Source organism: Pseudomonas sp. AC255, from assembly GCF_979258175.1.
In genome coordinates this window covers 1,618,193-1,634,278 of record NZ_OZ409841.1, presented here as the reverse complement: position 1 = coordinate 1,634,278, position 16,086 = coordinate 1,618,193, and the positions used below count along the sequence as shown (strand labels likewise).

Here is a 16,086-nt window from a genome sequence, read left to right as displayed (position 1 = left end):
TCCTGCCCGAATCAAGCGAAGAGGTTATTCATCGCTGCGTACTGCAACAGCATGATGGTCTTGGCATCGCAGATCTCGCCGCGTTGAAACGCTGCCAGTGCCTCAGCGAATTGCCACTCGAGCACTTCCAGTTCTTCGGTTTCCTCTTCCAGCCCACCACCGTCGCTGACTTTGGACGCGGCGTCGTATTCGGCGATAAAAAAGTGCAGCTTCTCCGTCACCGAGCCGGGGCTCATATACGCCTCGAATACTTTCTTCACGTCATGCACGCGATAACCGGTTTCCTCCTCGGCTTCGTCACGAATGCGTTGCTCCGGCGCGGCACCTTCCAGCAACCCCGCCGCCACCTCGATCAACAATCCATCGTGGCCGTTGACGAACACCGGCAAACGAAACTGGCGGGTCAGCACCACCGTGCGCTTTTCGCGGTTGAACAGCAGAATCGCCGCGCCGTTGCCCCGGTCGTATACCTCGCGGGTCTGGCGCTGCCATTCGCCGTTGTTGCGGTGGTAATCGAAAGTGATTTTCTTCAACAGATACCAGTCGTGGGACAACACCTGAGTGTCGACGATGTTGACCCGTTCGGCTGTGTTGGACATCGCGTCTGATCCTGTTTTCATGGGGGACTGCCATGGTCGGACAATTGCGCCGACAAAAAAGCCCGGCAGCGCTACCGGGCTCGTTCAGCCTGGGTTGTTACTGGAAGTCGACGTCGAAGGCCTGGTAGAAGGCGTTGCCGGTGTTGGCGACGATCCACATCAGCACAATGACGTGATGACCCTTCTTGTTCGTCGGCAGTTGCACTTGGTGATCAACCTTGGCCTTCAATTCGCCGGCATGGCTGTAATACGGCACTTGCGGGTAGAAGTCTTCGAAGAACGGCTGGGTTTCGAGCTGCGCACGGCTGATGCGTTGCTGTGGATCCCAGCCGTCTTTGGTGATCAGCCAGCGATAACCACGGGTGGTGTGCGGCGCGGTGTACGCCCAGCTGACCTCGAGAATCTGCCCCGGATCGACATTAAGCAGCGGCCAGTTGAATGAACGGCCGAGCTTCTTGCTCATCTCGTCGTCGGTGTAATTGACGCAATCGCGGGCATCGGTCTTGCCGCCGCTGAGAATGTAGCCATCGGCCGGCGGCGCGACGCTGTCCGAGTCGGTCTCGAAGGGTTGCGGGAACGGCCCGGCATTCACGGCCGGAAAGTTTTTGCCGCCCTCCATTTCATTGACTTGCCAAGCGCCGAGCAAGCCGAGGTCAATGGCCAATGCGCCGCGACTTGCTGGCGAGATGACACGACCGTGTTTGAGTTGGGTTTGTGGGATTGCCTGATTCATCGTCTTCACTCCGTTGATTTGAGAACTCTCCTTCCCGAGGAGAGGCCTTCAAGCTAACGGAGGTGAATTTTTTGTCCATTGGCGCTTTTGTCGCAATGCGATTTTGCAGGACGTAAAAAACCCGAAAAAACTGGATGGATAACCAGTGCCCGACGACGCATCGCACTCAACGTGTAGCTGAACACCTACACGCCGAGTCGCCTTTGGTCATTCAGACAGTTGCGCCTGATACTCCTTTTCGTACTGCCCGGCGAGTTGCGTTTTCTGTTTATCGTCGAGCAGTTTGCCGGCCATTTGGAAGAACTTGTGCTCTTCTTCCTCAAGGTGATGATGAACCTTGTCGGAGAGCTTCTTGGCCGTGGCCAGCCACGCCGGACTGGACATTTCGGTCTCGTCGAGTTCTTCCATCATCTCGTCCATTTCGTGGTGCTCGGCGATGGCGTGGCGGCTCAGGTCAACGCCTTCGTCGATTTCCATCAACGGAATGTAGAAGTGCCGCTCTTCAGCGGTTTCATGCGCTTGCAGTTCTGCTTTGAGCTGCTTGTAGGCCTCGACCCGCTCAGGGCTGTCGCCGCTGGTCGCGATCAGAGCCTTGGCGTAAGTGCGCTGGCGCTCGTGGCTTTCGCGCAGGGCTTCAAAAATATTCACGGGATTTCCTCATCAATCGCGCTCAGGGAAAGACGCGATAAAAGCCTAGACCGCAACGCTGGTTTGACGGTTCCGCTTGTTCGATCGAAGGGCTTGGAGGCGTTTGCCCGGACGGGTTAGGCTGGGCGTTCAATCACACAAGGAAGTCATGCATGAATTTGCGTATCGAGTTGACGGACAATCCTACCGAGGAACAGCGTCAGGCCATTCTCCAACCGTTGATTGAATACAACGATGCGAAGACCGGCATATCGAAAACCGAACCGTTCGCCTTGATGGTAAAAGATGAGTATGGCGCGATACTGGGCGGGTTGTACGGGCGAGTGACTTTGCGCTGGATGTTCATCGATTTGCTGTCAGTACCGGAACAAAGTCGCGGAGAGGGGATTGGTTCCCGGTTAATGGCACAGGCAGAAGCGTTGGCCGAAGACAGGAACTGCTACGGAATCTGGCTCGACACCTTCGATTTTCAGGCGCCGGAGTTCTACAAGAAGCTGGGCTTCAGCCAGTTCGGTGAGATCGTTGACTATCCACCGGGGCACAAGCGGCATTTTTTCCAAAAGCGGCTGATCAACTGACTGTGTCGCTCTTTGCGCAAGCAGGCTCGCTCCCACACTGGAAAGCATTCAATCGGTGGGAGCGAGCCTGCTCGCGAAAGCGCCAGCCGCCTCGACACACAATCAGAGGCAGGTCGCCATCGCCGCCATGCGCCGCATCGCGACAAAATCACTCTGCTGTGCGTAGTAATTCAAAGTCGTACCCGAGGCTTCGGTAATCACATCGACAAACGACTCCGCTGAACGCGTGTAGACCGTCGTGCCGCCAGACTCGCGCGGCTCCAGATAGGCCGCCGCGTCGACGCCGAAAACCGCTTCATCCTGCCAGGCGAATTGCACGCACCGGGCGACGTCTTTCTCCGGCTTGTCCGAGGTCAGGACCTTGTCCGGGCTCTTGCTGCGAGCATCGTTCATCACCGAACCGGCGCACCCGGCCAACAGGGCCGCCGCCAGCACTACCATCAGCATTCGCATTGCATTTGCTCATCGAGAAAAAGCGGACTGTAGCACTGCAACGCGGCAAATCGTTCTGCTTTACTGTTTTTATGCGCGACACGCGTGAGCAGCTGCGGCACTCTGAGATCTTCAGCCACACAAGGACATTACATGGCGCCTAGCGACCAACGACATGAACACGCCTTGAAACTGTTTCTCGATGCGCGACCCGAACTGCGTGAGACTCTCGACCACCTCAATCCGCTGTTGGCTCAGGCCAAGGGTGAAACCCAGGCGCAGTACCGCGAAGAACGCTTGCATGAAGCATTCGAGGCTGAGGCGGAAAGCCAGGGGTTGTTTGCCTGGGAGCTGACGTTGCAGTTGACCGCTGCTTCGCCCGAGGACTATCAGGCGCAACGGCTGGAAGTGCATCGGGAAGTGGCGGAAATGGCGGGGATGGACTGGATCGAGTATTGCGATCTTTACGGCATCACCCCGTAATCGATGTAGGAGCTGCCGAAGGCTGCGATCTTTTGATTTTGCTCTTCAAGATCAAAAGATCGCAGCCTTCGGCAGCTCCTACAAAGGTATCTGCGTAAAACTCGGGTTTCGCGGCACGAGCGATAAAGCTTTATCATGGCCGCAGTTTCGCTGATCGAGTCCATCATGAAGTTCGCCATCGCGCTGTTTTCCGCCGCCCATGCGCCCTCCTCGCGCCGTGCCCTGCTGTTTGCCCAGGCCGCGCTGGCCGGCGGCCATGAGATTGTCCGGCTGTTCTTCTATCAGGACGGCGTGTTCAACGCCTCCGATGCAGTGGTGACGCCGCAGGATGAACAGGACTTGCCCAAGCAATGGCGCGCCTTCATCAACGAAAAGCAACTGGATGGCGTGGTCTGCATCGCCGCCGCTCTGCGCCGTGGCGTGTTGAACGAAGAAGAATCCAAGCGTTACCAGCGTGAAGCGATTTCGCTGAGCGCGCCGTGGGAATTGTCCGGCCTGGGTCAATTGCACGATGCCGTGCAGGACGCTGACCGTCTCATCTGTTTCGGAGGCGCTTGAACATGGCCAAATCGCTGTTGATCATCAGCCGCCAATCGCCATGGTCAGGCCCCGGTGCGCGGGAAGCGCTGGATATCGTGCTGGCCGGTGGCGCCTTCGATCTACCGATAGGTCTGCTGTTTCTCGATGACGGCGTGCTGCAACTGGCCGCCGGGCAGAACGCCAAGGCCTTGCAGCAGAAAGACCTCAGCGCCAATCTGCAGGCGCTGCCGATGTTTGGTGTCGAAGAGCTGTTCTATTGCGCCGAAAGCGCCAATGCTCGCGGTCTTGGCAACCTGTCGCTGGACGAGGCGCAGCCGCTTGCTGCTGACCACATCACCGCCCTTATTGACCGTTACGATCAGGTGATCACCCTCTGATGTCGACTTTGCATGTGTTGTCTCATTCCCCCTACGGCGACGATCGTCTGAGCAGTTGCCTGCGCCTGCTCGGCAGCGCCGATGCCGTGTTGTTGTGCGGCGATGCGGTGTATGCGCTGCAACCGGACACTGCGCCGTTCTCTGCTCTGCAAGAGCGACCAATCAATCTGTTCGTATTGGTTGAGGACGCACAGGCGCGTGCGATCGAGATTCCAGACTGGGCCGAGGCCATCGACTACCCGGCGTTTGTCGAACTGTCGATCCATCACGCCAAGGTCAACAGCTGGCTATGAATTCAATGACCGTCGGCGCCCGCGCCATCGAACTGGACAAGGATGGCTTTCTCGTTGACCTCAGCGACTGGTCGGCTGAAGTCGCCAGCGCCCTCGCCGCCGCTGAAGACATCGAGTTGACGCCCGAACACTGGGAAGTCCTTGAGCTTCTGCGTAGCTTCTACGCCGAATTCCAGCTATCGCCGGCCACGCGGCCGCTGATCAAGTACACCGCGTTGAAACTCGGCGCGGACAAAGGCAACAGCCTGCACCTGAACCGACTGTTCAAAGGCACCCCTGCCAAACTCGCCGCGAAACTGGCGGGCCTGCCCAAACCGACGAATTGCCTATGAACGACTTTCCAGCATTGACCCTCGAAACGCCTGCCGAGCACCCGTTCGCGCAATTCGTGCGCATTCTCGGCAAGGGCAAGCGCGGCGCCCGCGACCTGACGCGCGAGGAAGCCCGCGAGGCCATGGGCATGGTGCTCGATGACAAGGTCGAAGATACGCAACTGGGTGCCTTCCTGATGTTGCTGCGGCACAAGGAAGAAAGCGCAGAGGAAATGGCCGGTTTCACCGAAGCCCTGCGCGAACGCTTGCAGGCACCGGCGCTGAATGTCGACCTGGATTGGCCGACCTACGCCGGCAAAAAACGCCATCTGCCGTGGTATCTGCTGGCAGCCAAATGCCTGGCGCAAAACGGCGTGCGGATCTTCATGCACGGCGGCGGCGCGCACACGGCCGGGCGTCTGTACAGCGAACAACTGCTGGGCGAACTGAACATTCCCCTGTGCCGTGATTGGCAGCAGGTCGGCACGGCACTGGGCAACGGCGGCCTGGCCTTTATGCCGCTGGTGGACTGGGCGCCGCAACTGCAGAAGATGATCGACCTGCGCAATACCCTGGGCCTGCGGTCGCCGATCCACTCGCTGGCGCGGATTCTCAATCCGTTGGGCGCACGCTGCGGCCTGCAAAGCATTTTTCACCCGGGCTATCAGGCGGTACATCGCGATGCCAGCGGCTTGCTCGGCGACACGGCAATTGTGGTCAAGGGCGATGGCGGTGAAATCGAGATCAACCCCGACGCCACCAGCCACCTTTATGGCACCAGCGGCGGTCAGAGCTGGGATGAAGAATGGCCGCAGCTGTCAGCGCAGCGCCACGTCAAACCCGCTTCGCTGGAAATCGAGCACTTGAAAGCCGTGTGGCGTGGCAATGTGGTCGACAGTTACCCGCAAATGGCCTTGATTGCGACCATGGCCCTCGCCCTGCGCGGTCTCGGTCAGAATCGCGAACAGGCGTTCGCAACCGCCGAGCAGTATTGGGCGGCGCGCAACACATCGATCTAACCGATCATTAGCGCCCGATCTTTGCGCTTTTTGTTCGAACTCATCGGAATAGACTCGACTCCAACGAATATTGGTTTAGGGAGTCTTGATCATGGGTTTACTCGTCGACGGCCACTGGCAGGACAAGTGGTACGAAAGCAGCAAGGACGGCGCGTTCCAGCGCGAACAAGCGCAACGCCGCAACTGGGTGACCGCCGATGGTCAGCCAGGCCCCAGCGGTGAAGGCGGTTTCACTGCCGAAGCCGGACGCTATCACCTGTACGTTTCCCTCGCCTGCCCTTGGGCGCATCGCACGCTGATCGTGCGCAAACTCAAAGGGCTGGAAAGTCTGATCGACGTGTCGGTGGTCAGCTGGCTCATGCTGGAGAACGGCTGGACCTTCGACAAGGCGCTCGGTTCGACAGGCGACAAACTCGATGGCTTCGATTTCATGCACCAGCGGTATACGGCTGATACGCCTGACTACACCGGGCGCGTGACGGTGCCAGTGTTGTGGGACAAGAAACTCAAGCGCATTGTCAGCAATGAATCGGCGGAAATCATCCGCATGTTCAACAGCGCCTTCGACGGGATCACTGGTAACGATCTGGACTTTTATCCGGCGCCGCTACGCAACGAAATCGATGCGCTGAACGAGCGGATCTACCCGGCGGTGAACAACGGAGTCTATCGTGCCGGGTTCGCCACCTCGCAACAGGCGTACGAACAGGCGTTCGATGAAGTATTCGCCGAACTGGATCATCTGGAGCAACTGCTGGGTGCCAATCGCTACCTGAGCGGGGAATACCTGACCGAAGCCGATGTGCGCCTGTTCACTACGATGATTCGCTTCGACGCGGTGTATCACGGGCACTTCAAGTGCAACCTGCGGCGGATTGCCGATTACCCGAATCTGTCGAACTGGCTACGCGAGATGTATCAGTGGCCGGGGATTGCCGAGACGGTGGACTTCCAGCACATCAAGCATCACTACTATGGCAGTCACAAGACCATCAACCCGACCGGCGTGGTGCCGAAGGGGCCGCAGCAGGATTTCAGCGTGGCGCATGACCGGTCGCGGTTGATCGGGAAAGGGGTTTGGTTAAAGGGCTAACAGCAGAAGCAAAAGATCGCAGCCTTCGGCAGCTCCTACATGAGAATGCGTTCCTCTGTAGGAGCTGCCGAAGGCTGCGATCTTTTGCTTTGACTCAGATTTGCGCCTGAGCCCCTTCAAACCACGCCAGTTTCTCGCGCAGCTGCACCACTTCGCCGACGATCACCAGAGTTGGCGCATGCACTTCATGCTCCGCCACCATTCGCGGCAGATCCGCCAGCGTTCCGGTGAAAACCCGCTGATTGACTGTAGTGCCCTGCTGAATCAACGCCGCCGGGGTATCCGCCGCGCGACCATGCTTGATCAACTGCTCGCAGATGATCGGCAGGCCCACCAGGCCCATGTAGAACACCAGCGTCTGCGCCGGAGCCACCAGGTCAGCCCATGGCAGATCGGTGGAACCATCCTTCAAGTGGCCAGTGACAAACCGCACGGACTGCGCATGGTCACGGTGGGTCAGCGGGATCCCCGCATAAGCGGCGCAACCGCTGGCCGCCGTGATGCCTGGCACCACCTGGAATGGAATACCGTGGGCCGCCAGTTCTTCGATCTCTTCGCCACCGCGGCCGAAGATAAACGGATCGCCGCCCTTCAACCGCACCACACGCTTGCCAGCCTTGGCCAGATCGACCAGTTGCTGGTTGATCTGATCCTGCGGCACGGCGTGTTCGGAGCGCCGTTTGCCGACATACACCCGCTCGGCATCGCGACGGCACAACTCGAGAATCGCCGGCGCCACCAGGCGGTCATAGAGCACCACATCGGCTTGCTGCATCAGACGCAGTGCGCGGAAGGTCAACAGATCCGGATCACCCGGACCGGCACCGACCAGATAAACCTCGCCAGTGGTGACCATTGGCTCGCCATCGACCTTGGCCTGCAACAGGCGCTCGGCTTCAGCGCCCTGCCCGGCCAGTTGACGATCGGCGATCGGGCCCTGGAAAACGTCTTCCCAGAAGCCGCGACGCTGCTGAACATCCGGAAACAGGTTTTTCACCTGATTGCGAAAACGCGCAGCCAGCCCTGCCAATTGACCGTAGGTCGAAGGAATCCAGGTTTCGATTTTCGCGCGGATCAGACGCGCCAGTACCGGCGCATCGCCGCCGCTGGACACGGCGATGATCAACGGCGAGCGATCGACGATCGCCGGGAAGATCACGCTGCACAAGGCCGGCGCATCGACCACGTTGACCGGCACGCAACGGCGGTGGGCGTCGGTGGAGACTTGCGCGTTGAGCGTTTCGTCGTCGGTAGCGGCAATGATCAGCCCGCAACCGTCCAGATCCGTTTCGGCGTAACCGCGCAACAGGCATTCACCGCCGCTGGCAGCGACCAGTTCGGCCAGTTGCGTTTCGATTTCAGGTGCGACCACCCGCAGCAGCGCACCGGCATCGGCCAGCAGGCGGGATTTGCGCAAGGCAATTTCCCCCACCGACAACCAACACACGACTGCCGCGCAGGTTGTGAAACAGCGGCAGATATTTCATTTAGCCGATGACCTCAAGGCCACCCATGTACGGCTTGAGCACGTCCGGCACACGGATCGAACCGTCGGCCTGCTGGTAGTTTTCCAGTACCGCAACCAGAGTACGACCGACCGCCAGACCAGAGCCGTTCAAGGTGTGCACCAGCTCAGGCTTGCCGGTTTCCGGGTTACGGAAACGCGCCTGCATGCGACGCGCCTGGAAGTCACCGCAGTTGGAGCACGAGGAGATTTCGCGGTATTTGTCCTGGCTCGGAATCCACACTTCGAGGTCGTAGGTCTTGACCGCGCTGAAGCCCATGTCGCCAGTGCACAGCGCCAGGGTGCGGTAAGGCAGACCGAGCAGCTGCAGGACTTTTTCGGCGTTGGCAGTCAGGCTTTCCAGCGCTTCCATCGATTGCGACGGCTCGACGATCTGGACCATTTCGACTTTGTCGAACTGGTGCTGGCGGATCATGCCACGCGTGTCGCGACCCGACGCGCCGGCTTCGCTGCGGAAGCATGGGGTGTGGGCGACAAACTTGATCGGCAACAACTTCGAATCGACGATTTCGCCGGCAACGATGTTGGTCAGCGACACTTCGGCGGTTGGAATCAGGTACAGATCGGCTTCGCCTTCGCGGGCAATCTTGAACAGATCTTCTTCGAACTTCGGCAGCTGGCCGGTACCTTGCAGCGCCGGAGCCTGAACCAGATAAGGCGTGTAAGCCTCTTCGTAGCCATGTTCGGTGACATGCAGGTTGATCATGAACTGCGCCAGTGCACGATGCAGACGCGCGATCGGGCCACGCAACAAGGCGAAACGAGCACCGGACAGCTTGGCGGCGGTTTCGAAGTCCAGCCAGCCGAACTTCTCGCCAAGGGCGACGTGGTCTTTCACTTCGAAATCGAACTGAGTCGGGGTGCCCCAACGGCGCACTTCGACGTTGTCGTCTTCGTCCTTGCCGACCGGAACCGATTCGTGCGGCAGGTTGGGGATACCGAGCAGGATCGAATCGAGTTCGGTCTGGATCGCGTCCAGCTCGACCTTGCCAGCGCTCAGCTCGCCTGCCATGCGCTCGACGTCCGCCATCAGCGGCGCGATGTCTTCGCCGCGCTGCTTGGCCTGCCCGATGGATTTGGAACGCGCGTTACGCTCAGCCTGCAGTGCTTCGGTGCGGGTCTGGACGGTCTTGCGCTGTTCTTCCAGCGCTTCGATGCGCGCGGTGTCCAGGGCAAAGCCACGGGAAGCCAGGCGGTCCGCTACGTCCTGAAGGTTGCTACGTAACAGTTTGGAATCGAGCATGTCGGTTTCTCGTTATCAAAGTTTGGTCAGGGACAGGCCGGCCCACGTTGCGAGCAGCCCGCCGAATACGCTGAGTGCCGCGTAGCCCAGGGCCAGCAACACTTGCCCGCTTTCCAGCAGGCGCACCGTATCCAGTGAAAAGGATGAAAAAGTCGTCAGCCCCCCGAGGAAGCCGACCATCAACCCGGCGCGCACCTCGATCGGCACCTCCGGGCGTATCAGAAACAGGCCGTACAACACGCCAATCAGCAGGCAGCCCACGATATTAACGGCCAGCGTCGCGGTATAGAAGTGCCGCGGCCAATTGGCGCTGACCCAATTACCGGTGGCGAAGCGCAACAAGGTGCCGGCAACACCGCCGACCGACACTGCGAGTATCAATGGAACCACTATTTTCTCCGCTGCCGAGGGCTCAGACGATCGAGTTGAGCGAGGTGATTGAGTTTTTCGCCGATCTTCAACTCCAGGCCGCGGGGCACGGGCTGATAGAACGGAATCGGCTCGAGTTCTTCCGGAAAATAGTCTTCACCGGCAGCATAAGCATCCGGTTCATCATGGGCATAGCGGTATTCGTCGCCGTAACCCAATTGCTTCATCAGCTTGGTCGGTGCGTTGCGCAGATGCAGCGGCACTTCCAGCGAGCCGTTCTCAGCCGCCGCGCGCAGCGCGGTTTTGAAGCCCATGTACACCGCATTGCTTTTCGGTGCACAGGCCAGATAAGTAATGGCTTGGGCGACTGCCAATTCGCCCTCGGGGCTGCCAAGACGCTCCTGCACTTCCCACGCCGCCAGGCACAGGCTCAGCGCACGCGGGTCGGCGTTGCCGATGTCTTCGCTCGCCATGCGCACCACGCGTCGCGCCAGGTACAGCGGATCGCAACCGCCGTCGATCATCCGCGCAAACCAGTACAGCGCGCCGTCGGGATTGGAGCCGCGCACGGATTTGTGCAGGGCCGAGATCTGGTCGTAGAACGCTTCACCGCCCTTGTCGAAACGCCGACGCGTATCGCCGAGCAGGCTTTGCAGCAGCTCGATGCCGATTTCGCTGTTGTCTTCGGCCAGATCGGAGGCGTTTTCCAGCAGATTGAGCAGACGCCGGCCATCGCCATCAGCGGCGGACAGCAACATCTGGAAGCCTTCATCGCTTAGGGTCAGGTTGCGCTTGCCCAGGCCGCGCTCTTCGGTGAGTGCGCGGTGGACCAGTTTGCGCAAGGCCGCTTCGTCGAGGCTTTTCAGCACGTAGACGCGGGCCCGAGACAATAAGGCGTTGTTCAGTTCGAACGAAGGGTTTTCGGTGGTGGCGCCGATGAAGATCAGCGTGCCGTCTTCAACGTAAGGCAGAAACGCGTCCTGCTGCGACTTGTTGAAACGGTGTACTTCGTCGACAAACAGGATCGTGCGCTTGCCGTACTGGCCGGCCTGCTGCTTGGCAATTTCAACGGCCTGACGGATTTCCTTGACCCCGGCGAGCACCGCCGAGACCGTTTCGAAGTGCGCATCCGAGACTTCTGCGAGCAAGCGCGCCAGGGTGGTCTTGCCCACGCCCGGCGGCCCCCAGAAGATCATCGAATGCAGCGCGCCCTGCTCCAGCGCCTCACGCAGAGGCTTGCCGCGAGCGAGCACGTGTTCCTGACCGACGTACTCATCCAGATTGGCCGCACGCAGACGGGCGGCCAAGGGCTGGGCAATCGGTGCACTGCGAAACAGATCCATCACGTAGCGTTGAAACCTCTGATTTTCTGAAATCTGCTGAAGAAACTGTGGTGAGGGGATTTATCCCCGTTGGGCTGCGAAGCGGCCCCAAAAGCGACGTCTGCTGCGCAGCCGGACGGGGATAAATCCCTCGCCACAATACCCCCTCAATAGCAGGCCCTCACCACAAAGGCCCTGACGCAAAGGGCCGGTGTTTATTCCTGGATAACGTCGGCACCTTTGGGAATGTCGAATTTGAACTTGGACGCAGGCACCGCTTCGTTGGCCTTGACCCCGGTAAACAGGATATTGGTGCGCTGGCCGACGCTGTCAATCAGTTGCATGTCATTGAGCAGGCCGTTGCGGAACGACAGGCGCAGGTTGTCGAAGAGAGTGTCTTTGGTTTTCGGCTTGAGAGTGAAGTCGATCACGCCGCCCGCCTCTTTCGCGCTGATATCGAAGCTCTGGCTGATCTTCGAGACATCGCCGGACAACAGCAAGGCCGGCGTCTGGGTCAGACGCTCATCGAGCTTCTTGATGGTTGCCTGCTCCAGATCCGGGTCCCACAGGGTGACTTTCTTGCCATCGGAAACCATGGTCTGCTCGGCCGGCGCATTGGTGTGCCAGTAGAACAGGCCCGGACGCTGCAGGGTCATGTTGCCGGTGGTTTCCTGCAACTGGGTGCCGGTGCCATCGAGGGTCAACTGCGAAAAGTTCGCCGACAGGGTTTTCGATGTTTCGAGCAATTGGGTCAGACGCGCCACGTCCTTTTCATCGGCGTGGGCCGTGAGTGTGGTCAGCGCCAGTACTGGCAACAGCATGCGGATAAGGCGCATGAGAGTCCTCTTGAATACTCGTGGGAGAGCGAGTGGCGCGTCATTGCGCCACTCGAGTCGTTGCGTTTCAGTCGCGTACCGGGCCTGGGGCCAGGACTTCACGCGAACCGTTGGTGTTCATTGAGGTAACGACGCCAGCCATTTCCATCGCCTCGATCATCCGCGCGGCGCGGTTGTAGCCGATCTTCAGCTTGCGCTGCACAGCGGAAATCGACGCACGACGACTTTCGAGGACGAACTGCACCGCTTCGTCATACAGCGCGTCGGCTTCCGGATCATCACCGTCGCCACCACCGCTGCTGCCTTCAAAGCCGCTGCCCGCCTCTTCGACACCGTTCAGAATGTCGTCGTTGTACTCAGGCGCACCGCGCAATTTCCAGGCCTCGACCACGCGGTGAACCTCATCGTCGGAGACGAACGCGCCGTGAACCCGGATCGGCAAACTGGTGCCCGGCGGCATGTAGAGCATGTCACCGTGCCCGAGCAGTTGCTCGGCGCCACCCTGGTCGATGATGGTTCGCGAATCGATCTTGCTCGATACCTGAAACGCCATACGTGTCGGGATGTTGGCTTTGATCAGACCAGTGATCACGTCCACCGACGGGCGCTGGGTGGCAAGAATCAAGTGAATCCCCGCCGCACGCGCCTTTTGCGCAATACGCGCGATCAGTTCTTCAACCTTCTTGCCGACGATCATCATCATGTCGGCGAATTCGTCCACCACTACGACGATGGTCGGCAGTTTCTGCAGCAGCGGCGCTTCGTCGTGAATGCTTTCGCGCTTGTACAGCGGATCGCTCAACGGCTCGCCGGCATCCTGGGCTTCCTTGACCTTGGCGTTGAAGCCGGACAGGTTACGCACGCCCATTTTCGCCATCAGCTTGTAGCGACGCTCCATCTCGGCAACGCTCCAGCGCAAGGCGTTGGCGGCGTCCTTCATGTCGGTCACTACCGGGCAAAGCAGGTGCGGAATGCCTTCGTAGATCGACAGCTCAAGCATCTTCGGGTCGATCATGATCAGCTTGGCATCGTCCGGGCCGGACTTGAACAGGATCGACAGGATCATCGCGTTCACGCCCACGGACTTACCGGAACCGGTGGTACCGGCCACCAGCAAGTGCGGCATCTTCGCCAGGTCGGTAATGACCGGCTTGCCGCCAATATCGTGACCGAGCGCCAGGGTGACCGGCGATTTGAAGTTGTCGTACTCGGGTGTCGACAGCACTTCGGAGAAACGCACGATCTGGCGGTCTTCGTTGGGAATCTCGATACCCACAGTGGTCTTGCCCGGAATCACCTCGACCACCCGCACACTGGTCACCGCCAGCGAACGCGCCAGGTCTTTGGCCAGGTTGGCGATGCGGCTGACTTTTACCCCGGCGGCAGGCTGGATTTCGTATCGGGTAATCACTGGACCCGGATGGATCGAATCAACGGTGACTTCGACGCCGAATTCCTTGAGCTTGATTTCCAGCAAGTGGCCGACCGCTGCCAAGGACTCAGGCGAATAGTTGAGCTGTTTCTTTTCCGCAGGATCAAGAATGGAGATCGGCGGCAAGGTGCCTTCGACCGCGCTGTCGACGAACAACGGCGCCTGCTTCTCTTTCTGCACGCGCTTGCTCGGCTCCGGCGCCTTGGCTGGTGCCGGCGCGATCACCGGTGGCACCTGCTTCTCGCGGTCGGACATGTGCTTGCTCAACGCTTGCTCACGCTCGATCAGGCGTTCCTTGACCTTGGCCTGTTCGCGTTTGTCGGTGACAGTCGGTGCGACCACATCGTGGACGCGGTCATCAACCTCACGCAGTTGCGCAACCAGTTGCTTGCGTTCAGTGCGCGCCGACCACCAGCGGTTGAGCGCGCCCTGGAACAGTTCGAACAGATCGAGGGTGATCTTGCCGGTGACGTCCATCACCTTGAACCACGACAGGTCGGTGAATACGGTCAGGCCGAACAGGAACAGAGCGATGAACAACAGCGTGCTGCCCTGAATGTTCAGCGCATTCTTCGCCAGATCGCCAAGGCTTTCGCCCAGGGCACCGCCAGCGCCGGCCGGCAGACCGGTCGCGGCATGGAAATGAATGTGCGCCAGCGCAGCACCGGAGAGCACGAGGAATACCAGACCGATCAGACGCCAGGAAAACAGCCAGCCGCTCCACTGCCATGGTTCGTGGCGTTGACGGAAGATCTGGTACGCCTTGACCGCCAGCAGCAACGGAAAGATATAGGCGAAGTAACCGAGCACCATGAACAGGATATCGGCGCTGTATGAGCCGGCCGGGCCACCGAAGTTCTGCACATCGTCGATCTTGCTGTTATGGCTCCACCCCGGATCGTCCTTGCCGTAGGTCAGCAAAGCCATCATCAGGAACAGGCACAAAGCGCCAATGGCGATCAATGCACCTTCCTTGAGCCGGTAGTGCAGTTGCTGGCGCCAGAGCGGAACGACTGTTTTGGGTGCTTCGGTGGTCTTCTTCAAAACGCTTCTTTTCCTGCGCCCGAGGCGCGTCCATCTATTGAATGACGATAAAAAACTGCCCAATCCAGGCAGGTAAAAAAGGTGAAAAGCTCAACTGGGACTACTTTTAACACTGTGCCACTGGTTTTATAAACACAGCCATAAACACTGTGCGCAGCGTATAGCCTGTCACAACCCGGCATTGTACGGGTTTGTGCGTCCGATGCCATGTTTGAGACCCCAGCCTTGAGCATAGCCAAACGTACATGCACTGCGTTGCAATTGGAGCATGCATTGTCTTTTGTGACAAAGGCTTATGAGCTGTATTTGATGAACGTAGCGAAGCTGGCCGGATCAGGCTCACAGGAATGCTCGACAGCATCGACACGGCGACGCTTACGACCACGGGCGACACATCAAGTTGCAGCTCGGTGCTCACTGCAGCAGACATCTGTGCAGGACAGCGGCGCCGTTTCGCGGCAAACTCTTTCGCGGGGCCTGCACGCCCCTGACTGCCCTCCCCTTCTGCAAGCCTGGATGCCATGCTGACTTGGTTACAACGTAACTCCCTGACCTTTCCGCCACTGGAAAAAGCCATGCGCGAGCCGAACGGATTGCTCGCCGCCGGCGGCGATCTTTCCGCCGATCGACTGATCCAGGCCTATCGCCATGGCTGCTTTCCCTGGTTCTCCGAGGGCCAGCCGATTCTCTGGTGGTCGCCAGACCCTCGCACCGTGCTGTTTCCCGACGAACTGCACGTCTCGCGCAGTCTCGGCAAGCTGCTGCGCAAGCAACGCTATCAAGTGACCTTCGATCAGGATTTCGACGCCGTCATCCGCGCCTGCGCTGCACCGCGTGATTACGCCGACGGCACCTGGATCACCGAGGCCATGCAGGATGCTTACGTAGAATTGCATCGGCGCGGTTTCGCTCATTCGGTTGAGGTCTGGGACGAGGGACAGCTGGTCGGCGGCCTGTACGGCCTGGCGATGGGCCAACTGTTTTTTGGCGAGTCGATGTTCAGCCGCGCTGACAACGCGTCCAAATATGGCTTTGCCACGCTGGTCCAGCATTTGAAAGCCGCCGGATTTGTGCTGATCGACTGCCAGATGCCGACCGATCACCTGCACAGCCTCGGTGCGCGGTCGATTCCGCGCGGCGAATTCGCCGACTATCTGCGGCGCCATCTAGATCAACCGAATTCAGCGACCTGGGTTTGCTGAGCGACTT

At 59.5% G+C, this 16,086-nt stretch carries 18 protein-coding genes and 1 pseudogene; 9 read left to right on the top strand and 10 right to left on the bottom strand.

Annotation, left to right across the window (positions count from 1 at the left end):
- Window positions 1-11 precede the first annotated feature (11 nt).
- From ACZZ0K_RS07575 to ACZZ0K_RS07565, 3 genes are all read right to left on the bottom strand, one after another.
- Complete coding sequence (locus ACZZ0K_RS07575; RefSeq protein ID WP_056788927.1) at window positions 12-599, bottom strand: NUDIX domain-containing protein; 588 nt, start codon at window positions 597-599, stop codon at window positions 12-14.
- 97 nt (window positions 600-696) lie between these two features.
- Complete coding sequence (locus ACZZ0K_RS07570) at window positions 697-1,332, bottom strand: lytic polysaccharide monooxygenase auxiliary activity family 9 protein (protein WP_258706913.1); 636 nt, start codon at window positions 1,330-1,332, stop codon at window positions 697-699.
- 207 nt (window positions 1,333-1,539) lie between these two features.
- Window positions 1,540-1,980, bottom strand: coding sequence for a hemerythrin domain-containing protein (locus ACZZ0K_RS07565; RefSeq protein WP_016775257.1), 441 nt, complete (start codon window positions 1,978-1,980; stop codon window positions 1,540-1,542).
- Window positions 1,981-2,132: 152 nt separating this feature from the next.
- On the opposite strand from ACZZ0K_RS07565, the gene ACZZ0K_RS07560 reads away from it, so the two are divergent.
- Window positions 2,133-2,558, top strand: coding sequence for a GNAT family N-acetyltransferase (locus ACZZ0K_RS07560; RefSeq protein WP_095182055.1), 426 nt, complete (start codon window positions 2,133-2,135; stop codon window positions 2,556-2,558).
- A gap of 102 nt (window positions 2,559-2,660) precedes the next feature.
- Here ACZZ0K_RS07560 and ACZZ0K_RS07555 read toward each other — a convergent pair whose 3' ends face one another.
- Complete coding sequence (locus ACZZ0K_RS07555; protein WP_041477055.1) at window positions 2,661-3,011, bottom strand: hypothetical protein; 351 nt, start codon at window positions 3,009-3,011, stop codon at window positions 2,661-2,663.
- A 132-nt stretch (window positions 3,012-3,143) separates the two neighbouring features.
- Between ACZZ0K_RS07555 and ACZZ0K_RS07550 the strand changes: the two genes are divergently transcribed.
- The 7 genes from ACZZ0K_RS07550 to ACZZ0K_RS07520 all read left to right on the top strand — a co-directional run bounded on the left by ACZZ0K_RS07550 (window position 3,144) and on the right by ACZZ0K_RS07520 (window position 7,106).
- The gene (locus tag ACZZ0K_RS07550) at window positions 3,144-3,473 is read left to right on the top strand and encodes a DUF6388 family protein (protein WP_258706914.1); all 330 of its coding nucleotides are present in this window, start codon (window positions 3,144-3,146) and stop codon (window positions 3,471-3,473) included.
- A gap of 165 nt (window positions 3,474-3,638) precedes the next feature.
- Window positions 3,639-4,031: a sulfurtransferase complex subunit TusD gene (gene tusD / locus ACZZ0K_RS07545; protein ID WP_150741136.1), complete on the top strand. Its 393-nt coding sequence runs from the start codon at window positions 3,639-3,641 to the stop codon at window positions 4,029-4,031.
- Window positions 4,032-4,033: 2 nt separating this feature from the next.
- Window positions 4,034-4,390, top strand: a complete 357-nt coding sequence (gene tusC / locus ACZZ0K_RS07540; protein ID WP_095182056.1) for a sulfurtransferase complex subunit TusC — start codon at window positions 4,034-4,036, stop codon at window positions 4,388-4,390.
- On the top strand, window positions 4,390-4,683 hold the full coding sequence (gene tusB, locus ACZZ0K_RS07535) for a sulfurtransferase complex subunit TusB (protein WP_252882280.1): 294 nt from the start codon (window positions 4,390-4,392) through the stop codon (window positions 4,681-4,683). The genes tusC and tusB overlap by 1 nt, the downstream gene beginning before the upstream one ends.
- On the top strand, window positions 4,680-5,015 hold the full coding sequence (locus ACZZ0K_RS07530) for a TusE/DsrC/DsvC family sulfur relay protein (RefSeq protein ID WP_016770652.1): 336 nt from the start codon (window positions 4,680-4,682) through the stop codon (window positions 5,013-5,015). Before tusB ends, ACZZ0K_RS07530 begins: the two co-directional genes overlap by 4 nt.
- Window positions 5,012-6,013 (top strand): glycosyl transferase family protein, encoded by a 1,002-nt coding sequence (locus ACZZ0K_RS07525; RefSeq protein WP_258706915.1) that lies wholly within the window; start codon window positions 5,012-5,014, stop codon window positions 6,011-6,013. The genes ACZZ0K_RS07530 and ACZZ0K_RS07525 overlap by 4 nt, the downstream gene beginning before the upstream one ends.
- A 91-nt stretch (window positions 6,014-6,104) precedes the next feature.
- Window positions 6,105-7,106, top strand: a complete 1,002-nt coding sequence (locus tag ACZZ0K_RS07520; protein ID WP_150741138.1) for a glutathione S-transferase family protein — start codon at window positions 6,105-6,107, stop codon at window positions 7,104-7,106.
- 94 nt (window positions 7,107-7,200) lie between these two features.
- Here ACZZ0K_RS07520 and cysG read toward each other — a convergent pair.
- The 6 genes and pseudogenes from cysG to ftsK form a co-directional block, all read right to left on the bottom strand.
- Window positions 7,201-8,593, bottom strand: a pseudogene (gene cysG, locus ACZZ0K_RS07515) (siroheme synthase CysG).
- The gene (gene serS / locus ACZZ0K_RS07510; RefSeq protein WP_041477066.1) at window positions 8,594-9,874 is read right to left on the bottom strand and encodes a serine--tRNA ligase; all 1,281 of its coding nucleotides are present in this window, start codon (window positions 9,872-9,874) and stop codon (window positions 8,594-8,596) included.
- Between the two features lie 15 nt (window positions 9,875-9,889).
- A complete protein-coding gene (gene crcB / locus ACZZ0K_RS07505; RefSeq protein WP_016775261.1) occupies window positions 9,890-10,264 on the bottom strand; it encodes a fluoride efflux transporter CrcB in 375 nt (124 codons plus the stop codon).
- Window positions 10,264-11,586, bottom strand: a complete 1,323-nt coding sequence (locus ACZZ0K_RS07500; protein ID WP_051600478.1) for a replication-associated recombination protein A — start codon at window positions 11,584-11,586, stop codon at window positions 10,264-10,266. Before ACZZ0K_RS07500 ends, crcB begins: the two co-directional genes overlap by 1 nt.
- 194 nt (window positions 11,587-11,780) lie before the next feature.
- Window positions 11,781-12,401, bottom strand: a complete 621-nt coding sequence (gene lolA / locus ACZZ0K_RS07495; protein ID WP_016775262.1) for an outer membrane lipoprotein periplasmic chaperone LolA — start codon at window positions 12,399-12,401, stop codon at window positions 11,781-11,783.
- 67 nt (window positions 12,402-12,468) lie between these two features.
- Window positions 12,469-14,877 carry a DNA translocase FtsK gene (gene ftsK, locus ACZZ0K_RS07490; protein ID WP_041477069.1) on the bottom strand — a complete coding sequence of 803 codons (2,409 nt, stop codon included), beginning with the start codon at window positions 14,875-14,877 and terminating at the stop codon, window positions 12,469-12,471.
- 521 nt (window positions 14,878-15,398) lie between these two features.
- On the opposite strand from ftsK, the gene aat reads away from it, so the two are divergent.
- Window positions 15,399-16,079, top strand: a complete 681-nt coding sequence (aat, locus tag ACZZ0K_RS07485; RefSeq protein ID WP_095182060.1) for a leucyl/phenylalanyl-tRNA--protein transferase — start codon at window positions 15,399-15,401, stop codon at window positions 16,077-16,079.
- Window positions 16,080-16,086 lie beyond the last annotated feature (7 nt).

Coding starts and splice junctions, on each gene's coding strand:
- aat (WP_095182060.1), top strand. CDS start 15,399: ATGCTGACTTGGTTACAACGTAACTCCCTGACCTTTCCGCCACTGGAA.
- tusC (WP_095182056.1), top strand. CDS start 4,034: ATGGCCAAATCGCTGTTGATCATCAGCCGCCAATCGCCATGGTCAGGC.
- tusD (WP_150741136.1), top strand. CDS start 3,639: ATGAAGTTCGCCATCGCGCTGTTTTCCGCCGCCCATGCGCCCTCCTCG.
- ACZZ0K_RS07555 (WP_041477055.1), bottom strand. CDS start 3,011: ATGCGAATGCTGATGGTAGTGCTGGCGGCGGCCCTGTTGGCCGGGTGC.
- ACZZ0K_RS07550 (WP_258706914.1), top strand. CDS start 3,144: ATGGCGCCTAGCGACCAACGACATGAACACGCCTTGAAACTGTTTCTC.
- ACZZ0K_RS07575 (WP_056788927.1), bottom strand. CDS start 599: ATGTCCAACACAGCCGAACGGGTCAACATCGTCGACACTCAGGTGTTG.
- lolA (WP_016775262.1), bottom strand. CDS start 12,401: ATGCGCCTTATCCGCATGCTGTTGCCAGTACTGGCGCTGACCACACTC.
- ACZZ0K_RS07525 (WP_258706915.1), top strand. CDS start 5,012: ATGAACGACTTTCCAGCATTGACCCTCGAAACGCCTGCCGAGCACCCG.
- ACZZ0K_RS07530 (WP_016770652.1), top strand. CDS start 4,680: ATGAATTCAATGACCGTCGGCGCCCGCGCCATCGAACTGGACAAGGAT.
- ACZZ0K_RS07500 (WP_051600478.1), bottom strand. CDS start 11,586: ATGGATCTGTTTCGCAGTGCACCGATTGCCCAGCCCTTGGCCGCCCGT.
- ACZZ0K_RS07560 (WP_095182055.1), top strand. CDS start 2,133: ATGAATTTGCGTATCGAGTTGACGGACAATCCTACCGAGGAACAGCGT.
- serS (WP_041477066.1), bottom strand. CDS start 9,874: ATGCTCGATTCCAAACTGTTACGTAGCAACCTTCAGGACGTAGCGGAC.
- tusB (WP_252882280.1), top strand. CDS start 4,390: ATGTCGACTTTGCATGTGTTGTCTCATTCCCCCTACGGCGACGATCGT.
- ACZZ0K_RS07570 (WP_258706913.1), bottom strand. CDS start 1,332: ATGAATCAGGCAATCCCACAAACCCAACTCAAACACGGTCGTGTCATC.
- ACZZ0K_RS07520 (WP_150741138.1), top strand. CDS start 6,105: ATGGGTTTACTCGTCGACGGCCACTGGCAGGACAAGTGGTACGAAAGC.